The sequence below is a fragment of the Comamonas sp. BIGb0152 genome (assembly GCF_024809975.1).
Classification (GTDB): Bacteria; Pseudomonadota; Gammaproteobacteria; order Burkholderiales; family Burkholderiaceae_C; genus Comamonas.
Window position 1 is genome coordinate 14,182 of the sequence record NZ_JANUDY010000017.1, and the last position, 16,517, is coordinate 30,698.

Below are 16,517 nucleotides of genomic sequence, written 5' to 3' on the forward strand. Positions count from 1 at the left end.
GATGAATGACCAGGACCGAATTTTGTAATTAGTGACCAATAAAGTCAATAGTCACTAATCGAGATTTTAAGGCGAAAGACTTCTCAAGACCAATCCAGCCAACTGCGCAGGCGCCTCTTCTGCATGGTCAAGGCTGTGCTGCAGCAGCAGCGGATTCAAATAAGGGCGCATGACCAGAAAGATGGCGAGCCCTGTTTCATCCAAAGGCGTCTTGCGCTCAAAGTCGCCTTTTTGACGCCCCGCCTCCAGGATTTCCAGCAGCAGTTGGTGCAAGCGCTGCTCATAGGCCTGGGCCGCCTGCCAGCGCTCTGTCGACGCAGAAATGGCGATCTCATACAACTTGCGATCCTCTGAAAAAAGGCGCAGCGTCGCTGTAACTATGGCTTTGAGTAAGCGCCGCAATTGCTCTGGAGGCGCATCGGTGCTAGCAACAGCTTGGCGAATTTCGTCCTCCATCTCCTTGAGGCAGTTTGCGCAGATCATTTCACCGATGACCTGTTTCGATTCAAAAAACTTGTAGATGTATGCCTTGGAAAAACCAATGGCTTTCGCCAAGTCCGAAACGGTCGTTTTCTCATAGCCGTAGCGACTGAAATGCTCCTTGGCTGCAATCACGATCTGCTGCCTTACATCGTGTTCGGCCGGCCCACGGGCAGAGGTGGGGTAGACGTTGGTGGTACTCATGCACTCAAGCTTAACCGCAAGAAATAAACTGCACAACAAGTGACCGATATGTAATATAGTCACTACTTCATCAACCCCATTTATGGAACATGCTGCGCCATACCGCTTTCATTTTTGCCCTGAGCAGCCTCGCTGCTGGTTGTGCGGTAGGCCCGGACTACCAACGTCCCATCACTGAGCTGCCCGGCGCGTACAGGGGCAGCGGCGTTCTGGGTGATGCAGTTTCGGTTGATCCATCCGCCGCAACCGAGCTGGGGACTTGGTGGACTGCCTTTAGTGATCCTGACTTAGGGCGTTATGTGACGGCAGCGTTGCGGCAGAACCTGGACCTTGCCCAAGCCTCTGCCCGCGTGCTCCAGGCACGCTCGGGACTGGATGCCGCTGAGGCGGCGTTGCTGCCCTCGGGCAACATTGCTGCGCAAACCGCCAGGAGCCACCAATCGACGGAGATGCCGCTTGGACAAGTCCTGAGCTCGCTGCCCGGGTACAGCCGTTTCGGCAATTTGCGCGAGGCCAACCTCGAAGCCAGTTGGGAGCTTGACCTTTTCGGAGGTTTGCGACGCGCAAAAGAGGCCTCATCAGCCGAATATGCTGCTTCAGAAGCTACGGCGACCGCCGTGCGGCTTGCGATAGCTGCCCAAACGGCAGACACCTACCTTCAGATCCGTGGCTTGCAAACGCGATTGGAGGTGGCGCGCAAACAGGTGCAGACAAAGCAGCAACTGCGCTCCACTATCGGGTTGCGTTTCGAAAAGGGCATTGCGTCTGAGCTTCAGTTACACCAAGCAGAAGGTGCGCTGTCTCAAGCCCTGGCCACGATAGCACCGCTGGAAACTGCACTGGATGCATCGCTAAACGCCATGGATGTGATGCTGGCTACTGTGCCTGGCACGCACCGAGCCGAACTGGCAGTCCATCGACCAGTCCCCGATCTTCCGACTTTTTGGCTGACAGATACGCCAGCGGATCTGCTGAGGCGCCGCCCCGACATCATCGCCGCCGAGCGGCGCTTAGCAGCCTCCAGCGCTCGCATAGGCATCGCATTTGCTGAATATTATCCAAAGCTTTCTATCAGCGGCTTGGTCGGCAGCGCGACTTCCCTCGCCTCGGGCAAGCTCTTTACAGGTGGGGCGTCGCAGGCGGGCGCGATGGCGGGGCTGCGCTGGAGGCTCTTTGATTTTGGACGCATCAATGCGCAGATCAGCCAAGCACAGGCCCAAGAGGCAGAAGCGCTTGCTGCTTACCGGCAGGCGATTCTGCGCGCCACAGAAGACGTGGAAAACGCGCTGGTTGCTATGGACAAGCGGCGCGAGCTTATGTCGGTGTTGGATATGGGCGCGGCATCGCTTTTGCGGGCCCGGCAGGCCTCAGGCGCCGCTTACGAACAAGGCGTAGTGAGTCTGATTGAGGTACTTCAGGCAGATGAGAGCCTTTTGCGTGTACTGGATGCACAGGCCCAAAACCGAACTGACGCTGCGCGCTCAGCAGTGGCTGTTTTCAAGGCACTTGGGGGCGGCTGGACGCTTGACGCAGCGAATTCAAGCCCAGTTGCCGTCATGGGTAACCCACCCCAACCGACCAAGCAAGTGGTGTACACAGACGCGCCTTCTGATCCCAAGCGCTGAAGCCATGGGTTTGTCTGGCCGCACAGCGCGGTTGCCAGCCTTACTCCACAGATGAACACATCTACCAACTGGAAAGATATGCCAGAAACTACCGCTCCCCAAATCCGTTACGCAAGCTCAAACACGCTGAGAATGGCGCTCGCCTCGATCGCGCTTTCCACCAGTTTCATGGCTTACTCCCACGAGACTGATACGCCACCAGCCCCACAACCCCCCTCACTGTCTCGAGCCGAGGTGATCGCGGACCTTGCTTTGTGGCGTCGTGCTGGCGTTGATCGCTATGCCAAGTTGCTGTCGTACGGACCAGAAACTGAAGAATATCGCTCCGTTTACCAGGAGTATTTACGCCTCCGCAACAGCGAAGAATTTCAGAAAGAGGTCCAGAAGTACTTGAATAAGTAGCATCGATGTAGTTGCAAAAGCACTGCTGAGCCATGTATGTTAGGGCCGCTGCAATCTTGACCCCCAGGGAATGCACGTAAAAATTTCCTCCCACGGCTGCGAATTCAACCGTTAACAAGTCGGCTTCGCAGCGGTTACTGCCACCCATTGCTTCATCGCACGCGTTCGGTCACAACCGCATATCGGTCATCCACGTACCGATGTTCAAGCCGGCCCTGTGACGGCTTTCAGGGTAGCAGCCGACGCTGGCCATCAGGGCACTCCAAGTTTTCGTCCGCACCTCCAGTGGGGTCAGGTTTGCGTGGAAATCAACAGCTTGGGTACACATCGCCCTACGGAAGACCGCCTGCGATACCTAGCACCAGGGAGATCAGAAGAAGTGGCGGTGCCTTACCATCTGGCCCGCCATCGGTGTCTACGAACAGCAATGCACTAAACTTAATTAATTCGCTTGGCAATATGCCGACACAAGTGAGCACAAATCTACCTGGAGTATGGCCTGGAATCAACTATATGCCTCCATTGTCACCTGTCGTCCTGCCTTCAGTAGGCCCCCACGGTTGTACAGTAGTATCTCGTCCCTCGCCTCCAAACCAATGCTCAGCGCTACCACCTGTTGAGATAATTTGTAGTCCCGTAGTTGGACCAAGATAATTGCAAAAATGAAGAAAATAAGATCGAGCACGAAAAAAGTGCGAAAATCCAAAGCACCGCTGGTTGTTTCACTACTCGTGCTCGTCTTATTTATAGTCGCTTACTGCGCATCTAATTCAATTGATAGACGAGACATCTCTGAACAAAGGCAATGCGACAATTACTGCATGACCAACTACAATCTCAAAGGCGTGTTAGAGCCGATCATAAAGAATCAAAGAACTAGGCCTGGTGCTAGTCAAGGCCCTTATAAATGCACATGTCCTCGGTAATTTTTCGCGGAATTGTTAGGTTTGCTTTATATAAGCATATTTGTTAGGGCCGATGCAATCTTGACCAGCAGGTGGTGGTAAAAGCACTTGGACTTACTTCTTTTTTGAGCTGATTGTCAAAGCTGAGCAGGGGTCAAATTCCGACGAAAGTTAGCAGCCTATAGCCTTAGATTTATATGTGCGAGGCCCGTCCACCGTTCTATCTGTGGGGCGCAACCACTAATTGGCCTGCAGTGTTTGTCGTAGTGCGGTCGGCTTTGCAGCGGTTGCTGCCACCCGACGCATCATCGTACGCGTTCGGTCATAACCACATATCGGTCATCCGCGCACCGATGTTCGAGCCAGCCCAGTGACGGCTTTCAGGGTAGCAGCCGACGCTGACCATCAGGGCCCTCCAAGTGACTGCTACATGTCCACTAGCGCCGTGCATGAATAGCGCTACCGACCCACTGCTGTCGTTCGAGCTGCCACCGAAAATGTCTGATGTGCAGCGGTTGCTGCCGCTGATTACAGCTGGGCAAGCTACCGCTCAACTGGCAGAAGGTGCTGCTGCTGTTCAAGCAGTACAGCCAGAACATGGTTTACACCTTCTTGCGCAATACGCAGCAGTCACTCAAGGGTGCGACCCCAGAGGGGCGGGCAGAGGCGCGCAAGACTCTGGCCGGCCTGCTGACGCGCCATGCCATGCCATGGCAGCCGGCGTGCTGGGCCTGCCGATGGTGAGCACCTTGCTTGCGGCGGCTTCCATGCTGGGCGTCGATGACGACGAGCCCTGGGATGCGCAGGTGGCACTGCAGAACATGCTGGCCGACGCCTTTGGCCAGAAGCCCGCCGAGGTGCTCTCGCACGGCCTGTCGCGGCTGACCCCCTGGGACATCTCGGGACGCGTCGGCTTGGACAAGCTGATCTTTCCCGATGTGCAGGAAGGCCTAGAAGGCCAGCGTCTTGGCGAGGCCGCAATGACCGCGGCGCTGGGACCGGTGGCCGCCATTGCGGTGCACGGGCTCAAGGGCCTGCAGGATATGAGCCATGGACAGTACCAGCGCGGGCTGGAAAGCATGATGCCCACCGCTGTGCGCGGGCCACTGAAGGCTTGGCGTTACCACAACGAAGGGGTCAAAGACAAATCGGGAATCGTCATTCAAGACGAGGTTGATGCAGCAGCTTTCTGGGGCCAGGCCGCCGGATTCTCTCCATCCGAGACCCGCAATGCCTTTGAAGGAAAGTCTGCGGTGATCGCACATGATCGCGCACTGATGACCAGGCGCCGCACACTGGTGGAGCAATTTGCCATGGCGGCTATGGCCAAGGATGAGGAAGGCAAGGTAGAAGCCCGGGCCGCAATTGCCAAGTTCAACGACAAGAACCCAGAGCGTCGCATCCAGCCGATGCAGTTGGCTCAGAGCGTGCGCAACCGTGAGAATCGGATTCAAGAGGCCGAGGACGGTGTCTACCTGCCGCGCAAGCGCCGCGATGCGCTCGACGTGGGACGCTTCTCCGCTGGAGAATAAAGCTGCAGGATGCGGCCTTTGTCAGTGAACGTTTGGGCGTGGTCGCGGAACTCGGAGGAGATCTTAGGCGGCGAGACGCCGAAGTAGCCGCGCTGTGCGACTAGGTGAACATCGAGCGCCGGCTGAATAGCGACGACAGCGATGAGGCCTGTTGGGGCGAGAGAGAACAATGATTTACAGCATTTATGCACCAGTCTTTTAGACTGAGCCTCTAACCATAAGAGGTATCCCTTTGATAAAAATTTTGTCCCTTGCTGCGGTCGCATTGATGCTTAGCGGCTGCGCCGTTTACGGTGATGGCTACTACGACAACGGCCCTGGAAAAAAACCTCACCCCCATGGCTGCCCTCCAGGCCAAGCCAAGAAGGGTAACTGCTGATGCAAAAAACAATGAGCCTCCCCGGTGCAGCTACGCATTAGGAAGGCTCTTTTGTTTTAGTCTAAGGGTCAGGTGCGGCGGCGATAGCCTATGAATGCCAGTAACCCTGCCAACAATGCCAATGCGCAGGTGCTCAATGTCGGAACAGGAGTGGGCGTGGGATTGGGTGGGTTAACAGTGAAGCTCATGCGCACTGTGCCCGACAAACCAGCTTGACCTGCCGCTCCTCCGTCGCCCGCTTCGGTTTCCGGGCCTCCGGCGTTGCCACCGATTGCTCCACTACCGTTGCTTCCTCCACTGCCGTCAGCACAGGCCGTCAAACTCGTGAGTACGCTACCCGAGATACCGGGTGTGCCAGATTGACCCAAGTCCCCTGTTGCACCAACCGGACCACCTACCGGCCCTGGTTGATTGCCCGGATTTCCCAGTGGGCCGACATTTCCACCAGTGCCGCCAACTTCACCATTTCCTCCGGCTCCTCCTGCACCGCCAATACCAGCCACCGTACCGCTGCCGCCAGGGCCACCAGCGCCGCCTAAGCCCCCTGGGCCACCTGTGCCACCTGCGCCGCCACTTCCCCCAGTGCGGTATATATAAACGTCAGGGGGGTCGCCCACGTTGCCCATGTTTCCGCCAGGCCCACCATAACCCCCAAAGCCTCCTGTACCTCCTACACCACCCGCGCCGCCAGTACCGCCGGCAACACCACTGCCGCCCGCGCCTCCCAAACCACCGGGGCCGCCTCCGCTCCCGTCTTTTCCTGGCCTCCCAGTTCCTCCGCGCGACGGATTGTTCGCATCGTTGGTGGCAGTAGATCCTGTGTTGCCACTTTCTCCTTTTTCTCCTGGAATACCGTTGGAACCCATCCCGCCTGGTCCGCCGGTGCCGCCTTGTGTAATACCCGCCCCGAATCCTGCACCACCTGCCCCGCCAGACCCCGCATTGCCGCCACCGCCGCCACCATTGGCCGCTACTCCCGACACTCCAGCTCCGGTGACCGAAGAAATGCCACCACCACCGGAAGAAACAGTCCCTGTGGCAGCTGCGCCGGCCATCCCGGTCTGCACCACCAGTGATGCACCGGGGCTCACAGCCAAGGTGGCCTTGCAGTAGCCGCCCCCGCCACCGCCGCCCCCGACGTAACGGCCAGACCCGAAGCCACCGCCACCACCTCCACCCCAGGCTTCAATCGTGATGCTGGTGACATTTGCGGGCACGGTACAGGTCCCGCTTTCGTTGACGCCGCTCACGCAATCCGCAGCCATTGCTTGTCCCGCATTAGCAAGGCAAAGCAGTAGGGCAACTTTCGCACTTTTGGATATCTTCATTGTTTCCTCTTATAAGCATAGGGGCGCTACCACTCTAGTTGGCTATGTTGCGAATCCATAAGAGGCGAAACCTTCACGTTGCACCTGAACCAGCTAGATGATCGGGCTGAGAATGCATCTGCGAATGTCGGACTCGGTCACATGCTGATCACATCATCAGCAGCAGCATCTCGGCGCGATGATCTAGAGCCTGCACATTGAAAAAAGCGTGCCCGGTCAGTACCTGGCCCGGGTCATGAAAGAGCATTCAGAAGCACCGAGCTTCATGACCAGTTCAATCACTGGGGCAGTCAGCGATAACTGGATAAAAAAATCGTCTCCTGTTGGAGACGATTCCTTGTACCTCGATAAGTCTTTATGCCCTGAGGCTTCTACCTATCACTGGCCGCGTTGGCGACGGCGCAGTGCAAATGTACCGATACCGGCACTCAATGCGCCCAACAGCGCCAAGCCAGCCAGATCCAATGCGGGAACTGGTGTGGCAGAGCCGGGGGTGGCGATGGCGCTATTGGCAGTCGCACTGTTGTTGGCCGGGGTGGGGTCATCAATGCCCGCTGGAGCCGCGATGCTTGCCGTGCTGGCCAGCGAACCGGTGGCGTTTGCAGCGACCTTGGCGGTGACGGTGTAGGTCACGCTGGCGCCGACGGGCAGGTTGACCGTGTCGTTGATGTTGCCGCTGCCCGATGCACTGCAGGTGCCGCCGCCCGCACCCACACAGGTCCAGGTGGCATCCGTCAGCGCGGCAGGCAGGGTATTGGTGACCGTGGCGCCCGTGGCTTCCACAGGGCCGGCGTTGCTGGCGGTGATGGTATAGGTCACCGTGGCACCGGGTGCTACGCTGGTCGCGGCACTGGCGTTGGTGATAGACAGATCGGCATTCGGAGGCTCACCCGTGCAGGCTGCGGTGACATAGAAGTCAGCAATGGCACCCAAGGCGCATGTGCCGCCGGCGCAATCGTTGGTTTCTTGCCCGCCATCCAGGCGGAAGCCGACGGTGTTGTTGCCGCGTGCAAAACCAAGCGCTGTCGTCGTTGTATAGGTTGAGAATGCACCGTAGCCATTGGGCAGATACACGGGTCCCGCAGGCGTTTCCGCACCAGCTGCGGGCTTCACATAGACGGAGCTTCCGTAGTCATCAAATGCAAACCGCCCGGTGAGCTTGATGCTGGCCAAATCGACATTGCTGCCGACATTGACGGGCTGGTTCATCACGAACGTTGAGCCGTCCTGAATGCCACGGGACTGTCCGGTAGCCGCTGGGTAAGGCACACCCGGAATGTCGGTGCTGGCAGGGTTTGTCGTTCCAGGGCTGATCCAGCGAGCGTCAGTGGCCGTTGCCAGCGTTGCTGGATCGAAGTAGCTGCGATACCGGTAGCTGTCAAACAGAGGCTGCTCGACGTTCTCCAGCGCGGTGCCTGCCGCATTCATTCGCTGTGCCCATTTCCAGTCTCTCGCGTTGGTGGTGAATGGGCCCACGCGGACTTCATCACCGGCCAGGCTGCCCGCAGGGCAACTCAAAGCCACCGCCGGTTGCGCTGGCGGCTCATTCTGGCAATCGGCTGTGATTTCAATATCTGCCATCAATCCCGTGGGATTGCCTTGCGAAGTGGTGGGAGCAGAAAAGGCATTCTGTACCGCGAAGCCAATGGTGTTATCGCCGTAGTAAAAGCCCAAGCCACTAGCGCTGCTATCTAGGTTGATCGTTCCTGGGGATGCGTAGGAAGTACCCAGATTCTGGGTTTGCAGCCAGTCGCTGGCGCCCGAAGGGGGGGTGGAAGGACGTACCACGAACTGCGTATTGTCATCAAAGCCGCCTACACCACGCACTCGGATCGTGGCCAGGTTGACGTTGCTGGCGATATTGATAGTGTCGTTGTAGATAAAAGTAGCGCGACCATTGACCCAGGCGCCATTGGCGGTATCTCCATTGGTGATCACTGCAGGGTAGGTGCCAGTGCCTGTATTGCCGCCGTTTGCATTGCCTTCCACAAAGCTTGCATCACCAAACGACAGCCATTTGCCAGCAAAGGGTTGACCATTGAGCGAGCCTGAGCTTGCGCCATGAGTTTCAGTGGCCGGGTTGAACCAGCCGTTCCATTGGTAGTCTTCCCGAATGGTGGCCGCTGCGCCAGTGGGTGCGCTTACGTAACGCGCATCAGTAGACCAGTTCGATGCGGACGCGGTGCTGACCCGCAGTGGCACTCCGCAGGTCAAGCTGGCAGCTTGCACGCTGGAGGCTGCTGCCATCCCCACCAAGGACACCGCAATAAACGCGGCTTGTCTATGAATTGCATTCATCTGAAAAACTCCATCCTCGTTGTTATCAATAAAACTAGATCTACCTACCTATTGCAATTGCAAAAATCTATTTTGATTTCTCATTAGCTATTTTTATAGGTGCTGAAGGAATTGTGATTCATGAGAATCTAGCAGCAAATTCAGATGATGCATTTTGCTTAAATTTAAAATTATTTGGTAAATTGAAAACTTTTGGAAATAATCAATTTATATTTCTCAATATTTGTGATTTGTCATTGTAATTTTTAATGCTTTGGCACTTGCTGAGGATCGCGTAATATATTTACGGCAATTTTTGCACCTGTCTTCTATTGGGTGCCTCTACGCTTCCTGTCAATGCCATAGCTACACATTGTTTGTCTGGTAGCGCCAACAGGGCACGCTACGCAAAGCGCAGGAGAAATTAAAGTAATCCTGGCTCCGGATAGCGTCGCGGGTCTGCGCGCAATATATGAATAATAGTGAACTCAAAATCCCTGATGTGGTGATCGTTGATCGCGATTCACAACAGCTTCGTCTGTTGGTAAGCGCGCTTCGTAGTAGCTCTTATAACGTCAGGGTCATAGAAAATGAGAGTCAAGTTTATAGTCGTATTCTTTTGCAGGCTCCAGATCTGGTGTTGATGGATGTGCAGGCGACTGATGGAAATAATATAAAGACGGCAAAATTGCTCAAAGAAAATTCATCAACTCGGTATGTGCCTATTATATTTGTATCCACTTTGACTGATGAAAATGACCGATTGCTTGCTCTTCGGGCCGGTGCAGTTGACTATATTTTGAAGCCATATTATGTGGACGAAGTGCTCGAACGCATCCGCATACATATTGCATTGGCACGAAATAAGACGGATTTTGTCCGTAGCCTGGGTGGGGAGGCTATTTCTCTGAATGCGCAGTTAGAGGTTCTGCCAATTAATGTCAGCATCAAACAGGTAGCCACCGAATTCATTCTGGCTCATATCAGTGATTATGAGCTAAAGGGCAGTGATGTTGCTGCAGGCTTGGGTATGTCCATACATCGCTTGAATATGGTTTTTGAAGCTGCTACTGGAGGGACTGTCTTTGATTTTATTCGCAAGGAGCGGATGGAAAGAGCCGCTAAAATGTTGGTGTCAGGTTCGCTGGGGGTAGCAGATATTGCAGTGGCAGTGGGTTATCCCAATCCCAGTAATTTTTCCACCGAGTTCAAGAAGTTCTGGAAAAAATCACCTAATCAGTACCGTATGGCTTGGTTTGGCGATGCTACGCTGCAAGTAAGCCAGCACCCTGAACTGAAAAGGGACATTGAAGCGAGGTAGAGTAATATTTGAGCGGCAATCCAACCTGCTGGGCGCGTATGTGCTCAACCAGGTCCCTATTTGGCTTTAGGCATCACCGAGCAGCAAGTCGCCCTTCCAGTGGCGAGGAACTGCCCGATCTTCGACAGAGGCTGGGCATTCGCTGATAGGCACTGCTTAAACGACGCGGCCACTTCAAAGCGCAACTAACACTGGGGCGTCACACTAAACAATTGGTGCGATTGCCCAGGGCACTTATCAGGGAACTGGTGGGCGTTCAGGGTCGCTGTCTGTCCCATGCATCAGAGTGCCGAAGCGACATGATATGACCCGGGTCCCCTAGATTTATGGTTCGAGTCCAATCGCGCTTACCAAATCTTCCCTTGGAAAAGAACCAGACTTCAGAATACCAGGGATCTGTTGGAAAACCTGTCTGAGGCTTCTATTTGAACAAACCGCCTTCAGGGTGGTTTTGCGTTTCCGACGCCTACCGCAGCTCCGACTGGGATTTGTGCAACAACGCCGCTGTGAAGCGTAAAACGTACCGCACGGCAACTGGTGGCAATGACTGATTCGGGTAGCAGTAGTCATGACTATTCTTGAGTTGAAAGACTGCAATCAGCTGCCAACACCAGTCGTTGGATGCAACCTTTCCTGAAGTGCCATTTCAGCAGCCTAGCTGACTGATAATTGAATGGCCTAGCACTTCGAAGACCGCTTTGCGCGTAGCGGGTTCATTTCGATAGAGCCGGTCCAGGCTTGAGCAATGGCCATTTGGATGATCAAGGCTTCAAATTGCCGATGCGCTATGGCTGTCTTTGAGTGCGTTCCTGGACTCGCAATGCCAGCGTATGTATTCCGGAGAAATCGAAATTTTCCAACATTCCTCTGACCAGGGTAGTGAATGGGGCGCGGCTGGGATCTTGGCAATGGAATTCGACCCAGTTTTCAATATCCGTTAGACGGCCATGCAATGCTAGGCTGGCGAGCTCACCCAGGGCTGCATCCTCCGGTAGAGCCTGCTTGGACCAGTCCATATCTTGCAGCACTTCGCCATAGCCTGTCTTGCTTGGTGGGACAACAGACCAACTCGATTCAGTGTCTTCTATCTCAAGCATGGGCAATGCAAATGAAAAGGTGGAACCTTGACCAACGCCGCTGGACACGCGCAAGGTGCTGCCCATGGCCGAAAGAATGCGCTGCGCAATGAACAAGCCCAACCCTGTGCTTCCGCTTGCAGCTTGGATCTGCTGAAAAGCCCCAAATATATCGACGTTGGATGTCAAATCAATCCCAATTCCTGTGTCGCTGACCGTGAAGTGCAGATAGCGACCTCCCTCTTTAGAATCCAGAGTGACCGATAGCGTTACGACTCCATCATGCGTAAATTTCGCTGAGTTAGAAAGTAAATTAAGGAGTACTTGACGCAGTCGATTACCGTCCACATCAATCAACGTCGGAACTCTTGATGGAAGTTGACGGCGGAAGCAGTTCTTCTGCCTCAAACATAAAACAACAGCATATTCCGAAATATCTTCCAACAAAGGAAGCAAATAAGTTAATTCAGATTTCAGGGCAAGGGGCTGCAATTCCAACTTCGAGTAGTCCTGCAACTCATCGATCAAATTTAATTGATATTTAATATTATTTTGAATGGATGTCAGAGATTTTCTTTGCGCTTCGGTAGCGTCATTGAGTAGTAGCTCGGCATATCCAGATATAGTCGCCAGGGGCGCACGAAGATCGTGACTGATAAAGCCCAAAGTTTCTGTTTTTTGTTGATTCTTCACTTTGGCATCGACGATCAATTTTTGTTGCAGTAAATAATTTCCGTTGATCATCAAACAGATGGCGGTGATTGGCATCACTGCGGAAAAAACGAAAACGTAGGCGATTTGAATATAAGACGATCCAGCGGGGCCAGCAGGCACCAGACTAGGTATAAACAGGGTAATAAAACGAATCAAGTAGACTAGGCATTCAATAGCCAGCGAAGTCGAAAGCAGTCGATTGATGAAAGATTTATCACCATATCGAGTGACTGTAATAAATTGAATAAAAACGAATACAAAAAGAAAAGAGGTAAAACTCATCAGTCTATACGGGTAGTTTGGATTCCCCCACATAAACCAAAAGACCAAGACTTCAGAAATTACAGTGCAAGGCACAATCAAATATCGCATCGAAGGCTGGCCATAAAACTTCCTGATGCCGAGCGTTTGCATGGCTACACCTAGCGTCAATAAATGATTCCCAATAGACGAATACGAGTAAATTGTGGGGTTGTTATTAAACCATCCAGCATACAAACACACTGCCAAAGTGGCAATGAAAAAACCTAATGTGTAGAGCCCAATTCTTTTAATACCAATCTGACGAATGTGATTGGACAGAAGCAGAGGTATTAGCACCAATCCTGAAACAAAGGCTGACGTGGCAAAAAATAAATTGTAGTTAATTGCGGTCATATTGATCTCGCTGTCAGACAGCTCTCAACATATTCGAATAACGCCAATATCCATTGATGGACGTTGACGTCCATGCCAAGTATGGGATTGCATCTAGGAGTTGACCGTACATCGTCACCCGACCTCTGCACAGCTGCCGCCAGACATCCGTTTCTGTGCGCTCCCAGGCAAGCCCCCTGACAGGGACACACTCATAAAGCGGAATCCTTGCCTTCAGGATACGTGGATGGATGGCTGCTTCAGTGTTCGCTAGGGGCATAACTGTTCTTATTGCTAACAGCATCTCATTGTCGCTGGGCCGATGCGGGCTGCATAAATGGGCATTCCCTTACTGAGCTTGCTGTGACAGGCATACAACGCCGGGTAGATCGCTAAGCCCGCTGATGCAAGCTCACTCGGAGCGTGTCATGCCTTGACTATGGAGCGGTCACGCGTTAGGAGAGAGAAGTGAGTTGCATCTAGAAGGCGACCGTTCAAGGCAAGTCATGTCTCGGATAGCTTGAAGGAGGCTATGCATCACGGATACATGCAGGAATTGACTGCCACTTGCAGCTAACGCTGTATAACAATCACATGGCAACAAGGTTTGAGCGACTGCAACGGATCGAAAGCGCCACTTCATCGCTCTTGAAAGCGGACCTTGGCATGTGTCTGTTTGCAGCGGCGGCTTTAAGGTGTAGTGCAGGCCTACAAGGATGACTCGCTGCAATGACTGCTCTGGGCACCACCAGTCATCGAACTTGTTGAGTTGACGGACTGCAACCAGCCTGTAGCGGTAGTACAAAATCCGTCGATCCTAAATATTTTCAATCATATATCCCTGACCTGATGCGGTAGCGGTTTGCTGCAAAGCGAGCTGTCTCGCATTGATTTCATCTCTCTTCCATCCATCTAGCGCCCCTGGCTTTCGAGCCCGGGGCGCTTTTCTTTATGTCAGGAGTTTCTATGTCTATCCAATGTCCCCACTGCCATTCTCTGAATGTGCGTGTCAAGGGTATCGCCAAGGAGCTGGGCCAACGTGTTGGTTCTGCCGCTGGTACAGCCACGGGTATTGCAGGTGCCATGCAAGGTGCCACCACTGGCGCATCCGTCGGGTTTGTGGCTGGCCCCGTCGGTGGTGTTCTCGGTTCCTTGCTCGGCGCCATCATCGGTGGTGTGCTCGGCGGTACCGTGGGTCACGAAGTCGGCGGCCGCATCGGCGAGCAGATCGACGAGACCTATCTGGACAACTACGAATGCCAAAGCTGCGGCAATTCGTTCAAGGCTTGATGCAAGGAGATCACCATGTCCCATCTCGTCGAAACCATGGCCTATGCAGGCCAAACCCCCTGGCACCAACTGGGCAACCACCTGCCTCGCAAGCAATCCCTCGATGTCTGGGCACAAGCCGCAGGCATGCAGTGGCAGATCCTCGAAACGCCCGTGCGCTATCTGGCTGCCGACAGCTCAGAAGCGTCTTCTGCCTTGTATGCCGAGCCCATGGAGTTCCCGGACCAGAAGGTGCTGTACCGTAGTGATACCAAAGCACCGCTGTCAGTGGTCAGCAACCGCTACCAGGTGGTGCAGCCCCGCGATGTGCTGGAGTTCTACCGGGATCTCACAGAGGTCGCCGGTTATGAACTGGAGACAGCCGGTGTGCTCAAGGCAGGTCGCAAGTTCTGGGCCTTGGCCCGGACTGGCAAATCAGTTGCCCTCAAAGGCGATGACGTCGTCAACGGTTATCTGCTCTTGGCGACTTCCTGTGATGGCACCCTGGCCACAGTCGCCATGCCCACTACCGTGCGGGTGGTCTGCAACAACACGCTGGCGATTGCCCTGCAGGGAGCAACCAATGCCGTGAAAGTCTCCCACTCCACCCGCTTCGATGCCCAGGCCGTCAAGCGCCAGTTAGGCATTGCCGTGGGCCAATGGGATTCCTTCATGTACCAGATGCGCACCTTGGCAGAACGAAAGGTCAAGAGCCACGAGGCGATGAACTTCTTCTTGAAAGTGCTTTGCGCAGCAGACAAGCCAGGATCCAGCGGAGCAGGGCAGTCTACGGGTCTCACCAATGAACGGGCCTTGCAGAAGGCGCAGATGCTCTTTGACGGCCACGGGCGCGGCGCCACCCTGTCCGCAGCCCAGGGCACGGCCTGGGGCTTGCTGTGTTCTATCACCGAGTACGTGGACCACGAGCGCCGGGCCCGCAGCCAGGACAACCGCCTGGACAGTGCCTGGTTCGGTGTGGGGGCTGCGGTCAAGCAGCGGGCACTGGAGCACGCTTTGCAACTGGTGGCCTGAATCCACGGGCTCGCGGCGCGCCCTTCGCCCTTCGGCCTTCTCCCCCGTCTCTTCCTTTCTCATTCGAAGCTTTCCAACGTCATAGGCCCTCACCACTGCGGTGAGGGCTTTGTGCTTTGGGCTTTGAGATTTTTGGGGCAGGGGATTGAAGAAGGAGGGCAGTCGCTTGCATTGGACCTTCATTGCCCGTTTCCTTGTCTATTTCTTCACCCAATTCACTGGAGGCACCATGCCGACACCTGTTTCTAAACCTGTATCAGCCTCACAGGCCAGACGTCCCGCGCTGCGCCTGGTCTCCACCAGGGACATGCCGCGCGAGACCTGGCTGGATGTGCGCCGCCAAGGCGTCGGCAGCTCTGACGCCGCCGCTGCCGTAGGGCTCAATCCTTACCAGTCTCAACTGGAGCTGTGGATGCACAAGACCGGCAAGGGCCATCTCTTGCCGACCGTTGATCCCAACGACGAGACCAGTCCCATGTACTGGGGCAGCTTGCTCGAACCCATCGTCGCCGCCCACTACACCAAGCGCACCGGCAACAAGGTGCGCCGGGTTAATGCCGTGCTGGGCCATCCCCAGGTTCCCTGGATGCTCGCCAATATCGACCGGGAAGTGGTGGGCGCTTCCGATGTCCAGATCTTGGAATGCAAGACTGCAGGCATCAACGGTGCCAAGCTCTGGAGAGATGGCGTTCCGGAATACATCCAGCTGCAGGTCATGCACCAACTGGCCGTGACAGGCAAGCAGGCCGCCGATGTGGCCGTCCTGATCTGCGGGCAGGAGTTGCAAATCCACCGCATCGAGCGGGACGAGACCATGATCACCCAATTGATGGCCTTGGAGGCGCAGTTCTGGGAACGAGTTGAGACTGGACAGGCGCCAGACGCAGATGCGTCGGACAGCACGGCAGTTGCGCTGCGCAGCGTGTACTCGCAGGACAGTGGCGACACCGTGGATCTGTCCGAGGACGAGAGTGCTTGCCATGCATTTGCCAAGCTGCTTCATGTTCGCAAGCTTCTGCAGGACTGGGAGGTCCAGGAAGCATTGCTGAAACACCAGATCCAGCAGCGCATGGGGGCAGCGTCGTACGCGAACTTCCCCGGCGGCTCGGTGAGCTGGAAGCGCTCCAAGGACGGCAAGGCCTTCAACACCGCTGCATTCGAGAAAGACCATCCGGATCTGGCCAAGGCCTACACGAGCGCCAAAGCCGGATCGCGGAGATTCCTGCTGCAGGAGTCGGGCTGAACTTGCAGTCAGCTCAACACCCCGTAGTCACTGGCCACCAATATCCGATCGCCAATCAGAGGTCAGCAATTCAACCCATCCGCCCTTTGCTTCT

General features: G+C 55.1%; 11 protein-coding genes. 7 read left to right on the forward strand and 4 right to left on the reverse strand.

What is annotated here, in order from left to right:
- Positions 1-66: 66 nt before the first annotated feature.
- Complete coding sequence (locus tag M2375_RS22140) at positions 67-684, reverse strand: TetR/AcrR family transcriptional regulator (RefSeq protein WP_259170434.1); 618 nt, start codon at positions 682-684, stop codon at positions 67-69.
- An 89-nt stretch (positions 685-773) separates the two neighbouring features.
- On the opposite strand from M2375_RS22140, the gene M2375_RS22145 reads away from it, so the two are divergent.
- The 3 genes from M2375_RS22145 to M2375_RS22155 all read left to right on the forward strand — a co-directional run bounded on the left by M2375_RS22145 (position 774) and on the right by M2375_RS22155 (position 5,148).
- A complete protein-coding gene (locus M2375_RS22145) occupies positions 774-2,309 on the forward strand; it encodes an efflux transporter outer membrane subunit (protein WP_259170435.1) in 1,536 nt (511 codons plus the stop codon).
- 51 nt (positions 2,310-2,360) lie between these two features.
- Positions 2,361-2,711, forward strand: a complete 351-nt coding sequence (locus M2375_RS22150; RefSeq protein ID WP_259170436.1) for a DUF4148 domain-containing protein — start codon at positions 2,361-2,363, stop codon at positions 2,709-2,711.
- Between the two features lie 1,354 nt (positions 2,712-4,065).
- Entirely contained in the window at positions 4,066-5,148 is a 1,083-nt protein-coding gene (locus tag M2375_RS22155; protein ID WP_259170437.1) for a PLxRFG domain-containing protein, read from the forward strand.
- A gap of 447 nt (positions 5,149-5,595) precedes the next feature.
- Here M2375_RS22155 and M2375_RS22560 read toward each other — a convergent pair whose 3' ends face one another.
- Positions 5,596-6,855 (reverse strand): IPTL-CTERM sorting domain-containing protein, encoded by a 1,260-nt coding sequence (locus M2375_RS22560; RefSeq protein WP_404979367.1) that lies wholly within the window; start codon positions 6,853-6,855, stop codon positions 5,596-5,598.
- 378 nt (positions 6,856-7,233) lie between these two features.
- The gene (locus M2375_RS22160) at positions 7,234-9,153 is read right to left on the reverse strand and encodes a DUF11 domain-containing protein (protein ID WP_259170438.1); all 1,920 of its coding nucleotides are present in this window, start codon (positions 9,151-9,153) and stop codon (positions 7,234-7,236) included.
- 451 nt (positions 9,154-9,604) lie between these two features.
- Between M2375_RS22160 and M2375_RS22165 the strand changes: the two genes are divergently transcribed.
- Positions 9,605-10,453, forward strand: a complete 849-nt coding sequence (locus M2375_RS22165; RefSeq protein WP_259170440.1) for a helix-turn-helix domain-containing protein — start codon at positions 9,605-9,607, stop codon at positions 10,451-10,453.
- A 785-nt stretch (positions 10,454-11,238) separates the two neighbouring features.
- Here the strand turns inward: M2375_RS22165 and M2375_RS22170 are convergent.
- Positions 11,239-12,900, reverse strand: coding sequence for a HAMP domain-containing sensor histidine kinase (locus tag M2375_RS22170; protein ID WP_259170441.1), 1,662 nt, complete (start codon positions 12,898-12,900; stop codon positions 11,239-11,241).
- 945 nt (positions 12,901-13,845) lie between these two features.
- On the opposite strand from M2375_RS22170, the gene M2375_RS22175 reads away from it, so the two are divergent.
- The 3 genes from M2375_RS22175 to M2375_RS22185 all read left to right on the forward strand — a co-directional run bounded on the left by M2375_RS22175 (position 13,846) and on the right by M2375_RS22185 (position 16,423).
- Complete coding sequence (locus tag M2375_RS22175) at positions 13,846-14,169, forward strand: DUF3482 domain-containing protein (protein WP_259170443.1); 324 nt, start codon at positions 13,846-13,848, stop codon at positions 14,167-14,169.
- A 15-nt stretch (positions 14,170-14,184) separates the two neighbouring features.
- The gene (locus tag M2375_RS22180; RefSeq protein ID WP_259170445.1) at positions 14,185-15,180 is read left to right on the forward strand and encodes a DUF932 domain-containing protein; all 996 of its coding nucleotides are present in this window, start codon (positions 14,185-14,187) and stop codon (positions 15,178-15,180) included.
- A gap of 229 nt (positions 15,181-15,409) precedes the next feature.
- Positions 15,410-16,423 (forward strand): YqaJ viral recombinase family protein, encoded by a 1,014-nt coding sequence (locus M2375_RS22185; RefSeq protein ID WP_259170456.1) that lies wholly within the window; start codon positions 15,410-15,412, stop codon positions 16,421-16,423.
- The last annotated feature ends 94 nt before the right edge of the window (positions 16,424-16,517 follow it).

Coding starts and splice junctions, on each gene's coding strand:
- M2375_RS22560 (WP_404979367.1), bottom strand. CDS start 6,855: ATGAAGATATCCAAAAGTGCGAAAGTTGCCCTACTGCTTTGCCTTGCT.
- M2375_RS22185 (WP_259170456.1), top strand. CDS start 15,410: ATGCCGACACCTGTTTCTAAACCTGTATCAGCCTCACAGGCCAGACGT.
- M2375_RS22140 (WP_259170434.1), bottom strand. CDS start 684: ATGAGTACCACCAACGTCTACCCCACCTCTGCCCGTGGGCCGGCCGAA.
- M2375_RS22160 (WP_259170438.1), bottom strand. CDS start 9,153: ATGAATGCAATTCATAGACAAGCCGCGTTTATTGCGGTGTCCTTGGTG.
- M2375_RS22175 (WP_259170443.1), top strand. CDS start 13,846: ATGTCTATCCAATGTCCCCACTGCCATTCTCTGAATGTGCGTGTCAAG.
- M2375_RS22145 (WP_259170435.1), top strand. CDS start 774: ATGCTGCGCCATACCGCTTTCATTTTTGCCCTGAGCAGCCTCGCTGCT.
- M2375_RS22170 (WP_259170441.1), bottom strand. CDS start 12,900: ATGACCGCAATTAACTACAATTTATTTTTTGCCACGTCAGCCTTTGTT.
- M2375_RS22180 (WP_259170445.1), top strand. CDS start 14,185: ATGTCCCATCTCGTCGAAACCATGGCCTATGCAGGCCAAACCCCCTGG.
- M2375_RS22165 (WP_259170440.1), top strand. CDS start 9,605: ATGAATAATAGTGAACTCAAAATCCCTGATGTGGTGATCGTTGATCGC.
- M2375_RS22150 (WP_259170436.1), top strand. CDS start 2,361: ATGAACACATCTACCAACTGGAAAGATATGCCAGAAACTACCGCTCCC.
- M2375_RS22155 (WP_259170437.1), top strand. CDS start 4,066: ATGAATAGCGCTACCGACCCACTGCTGTCGTTCGAGCTGCCACCGAAA.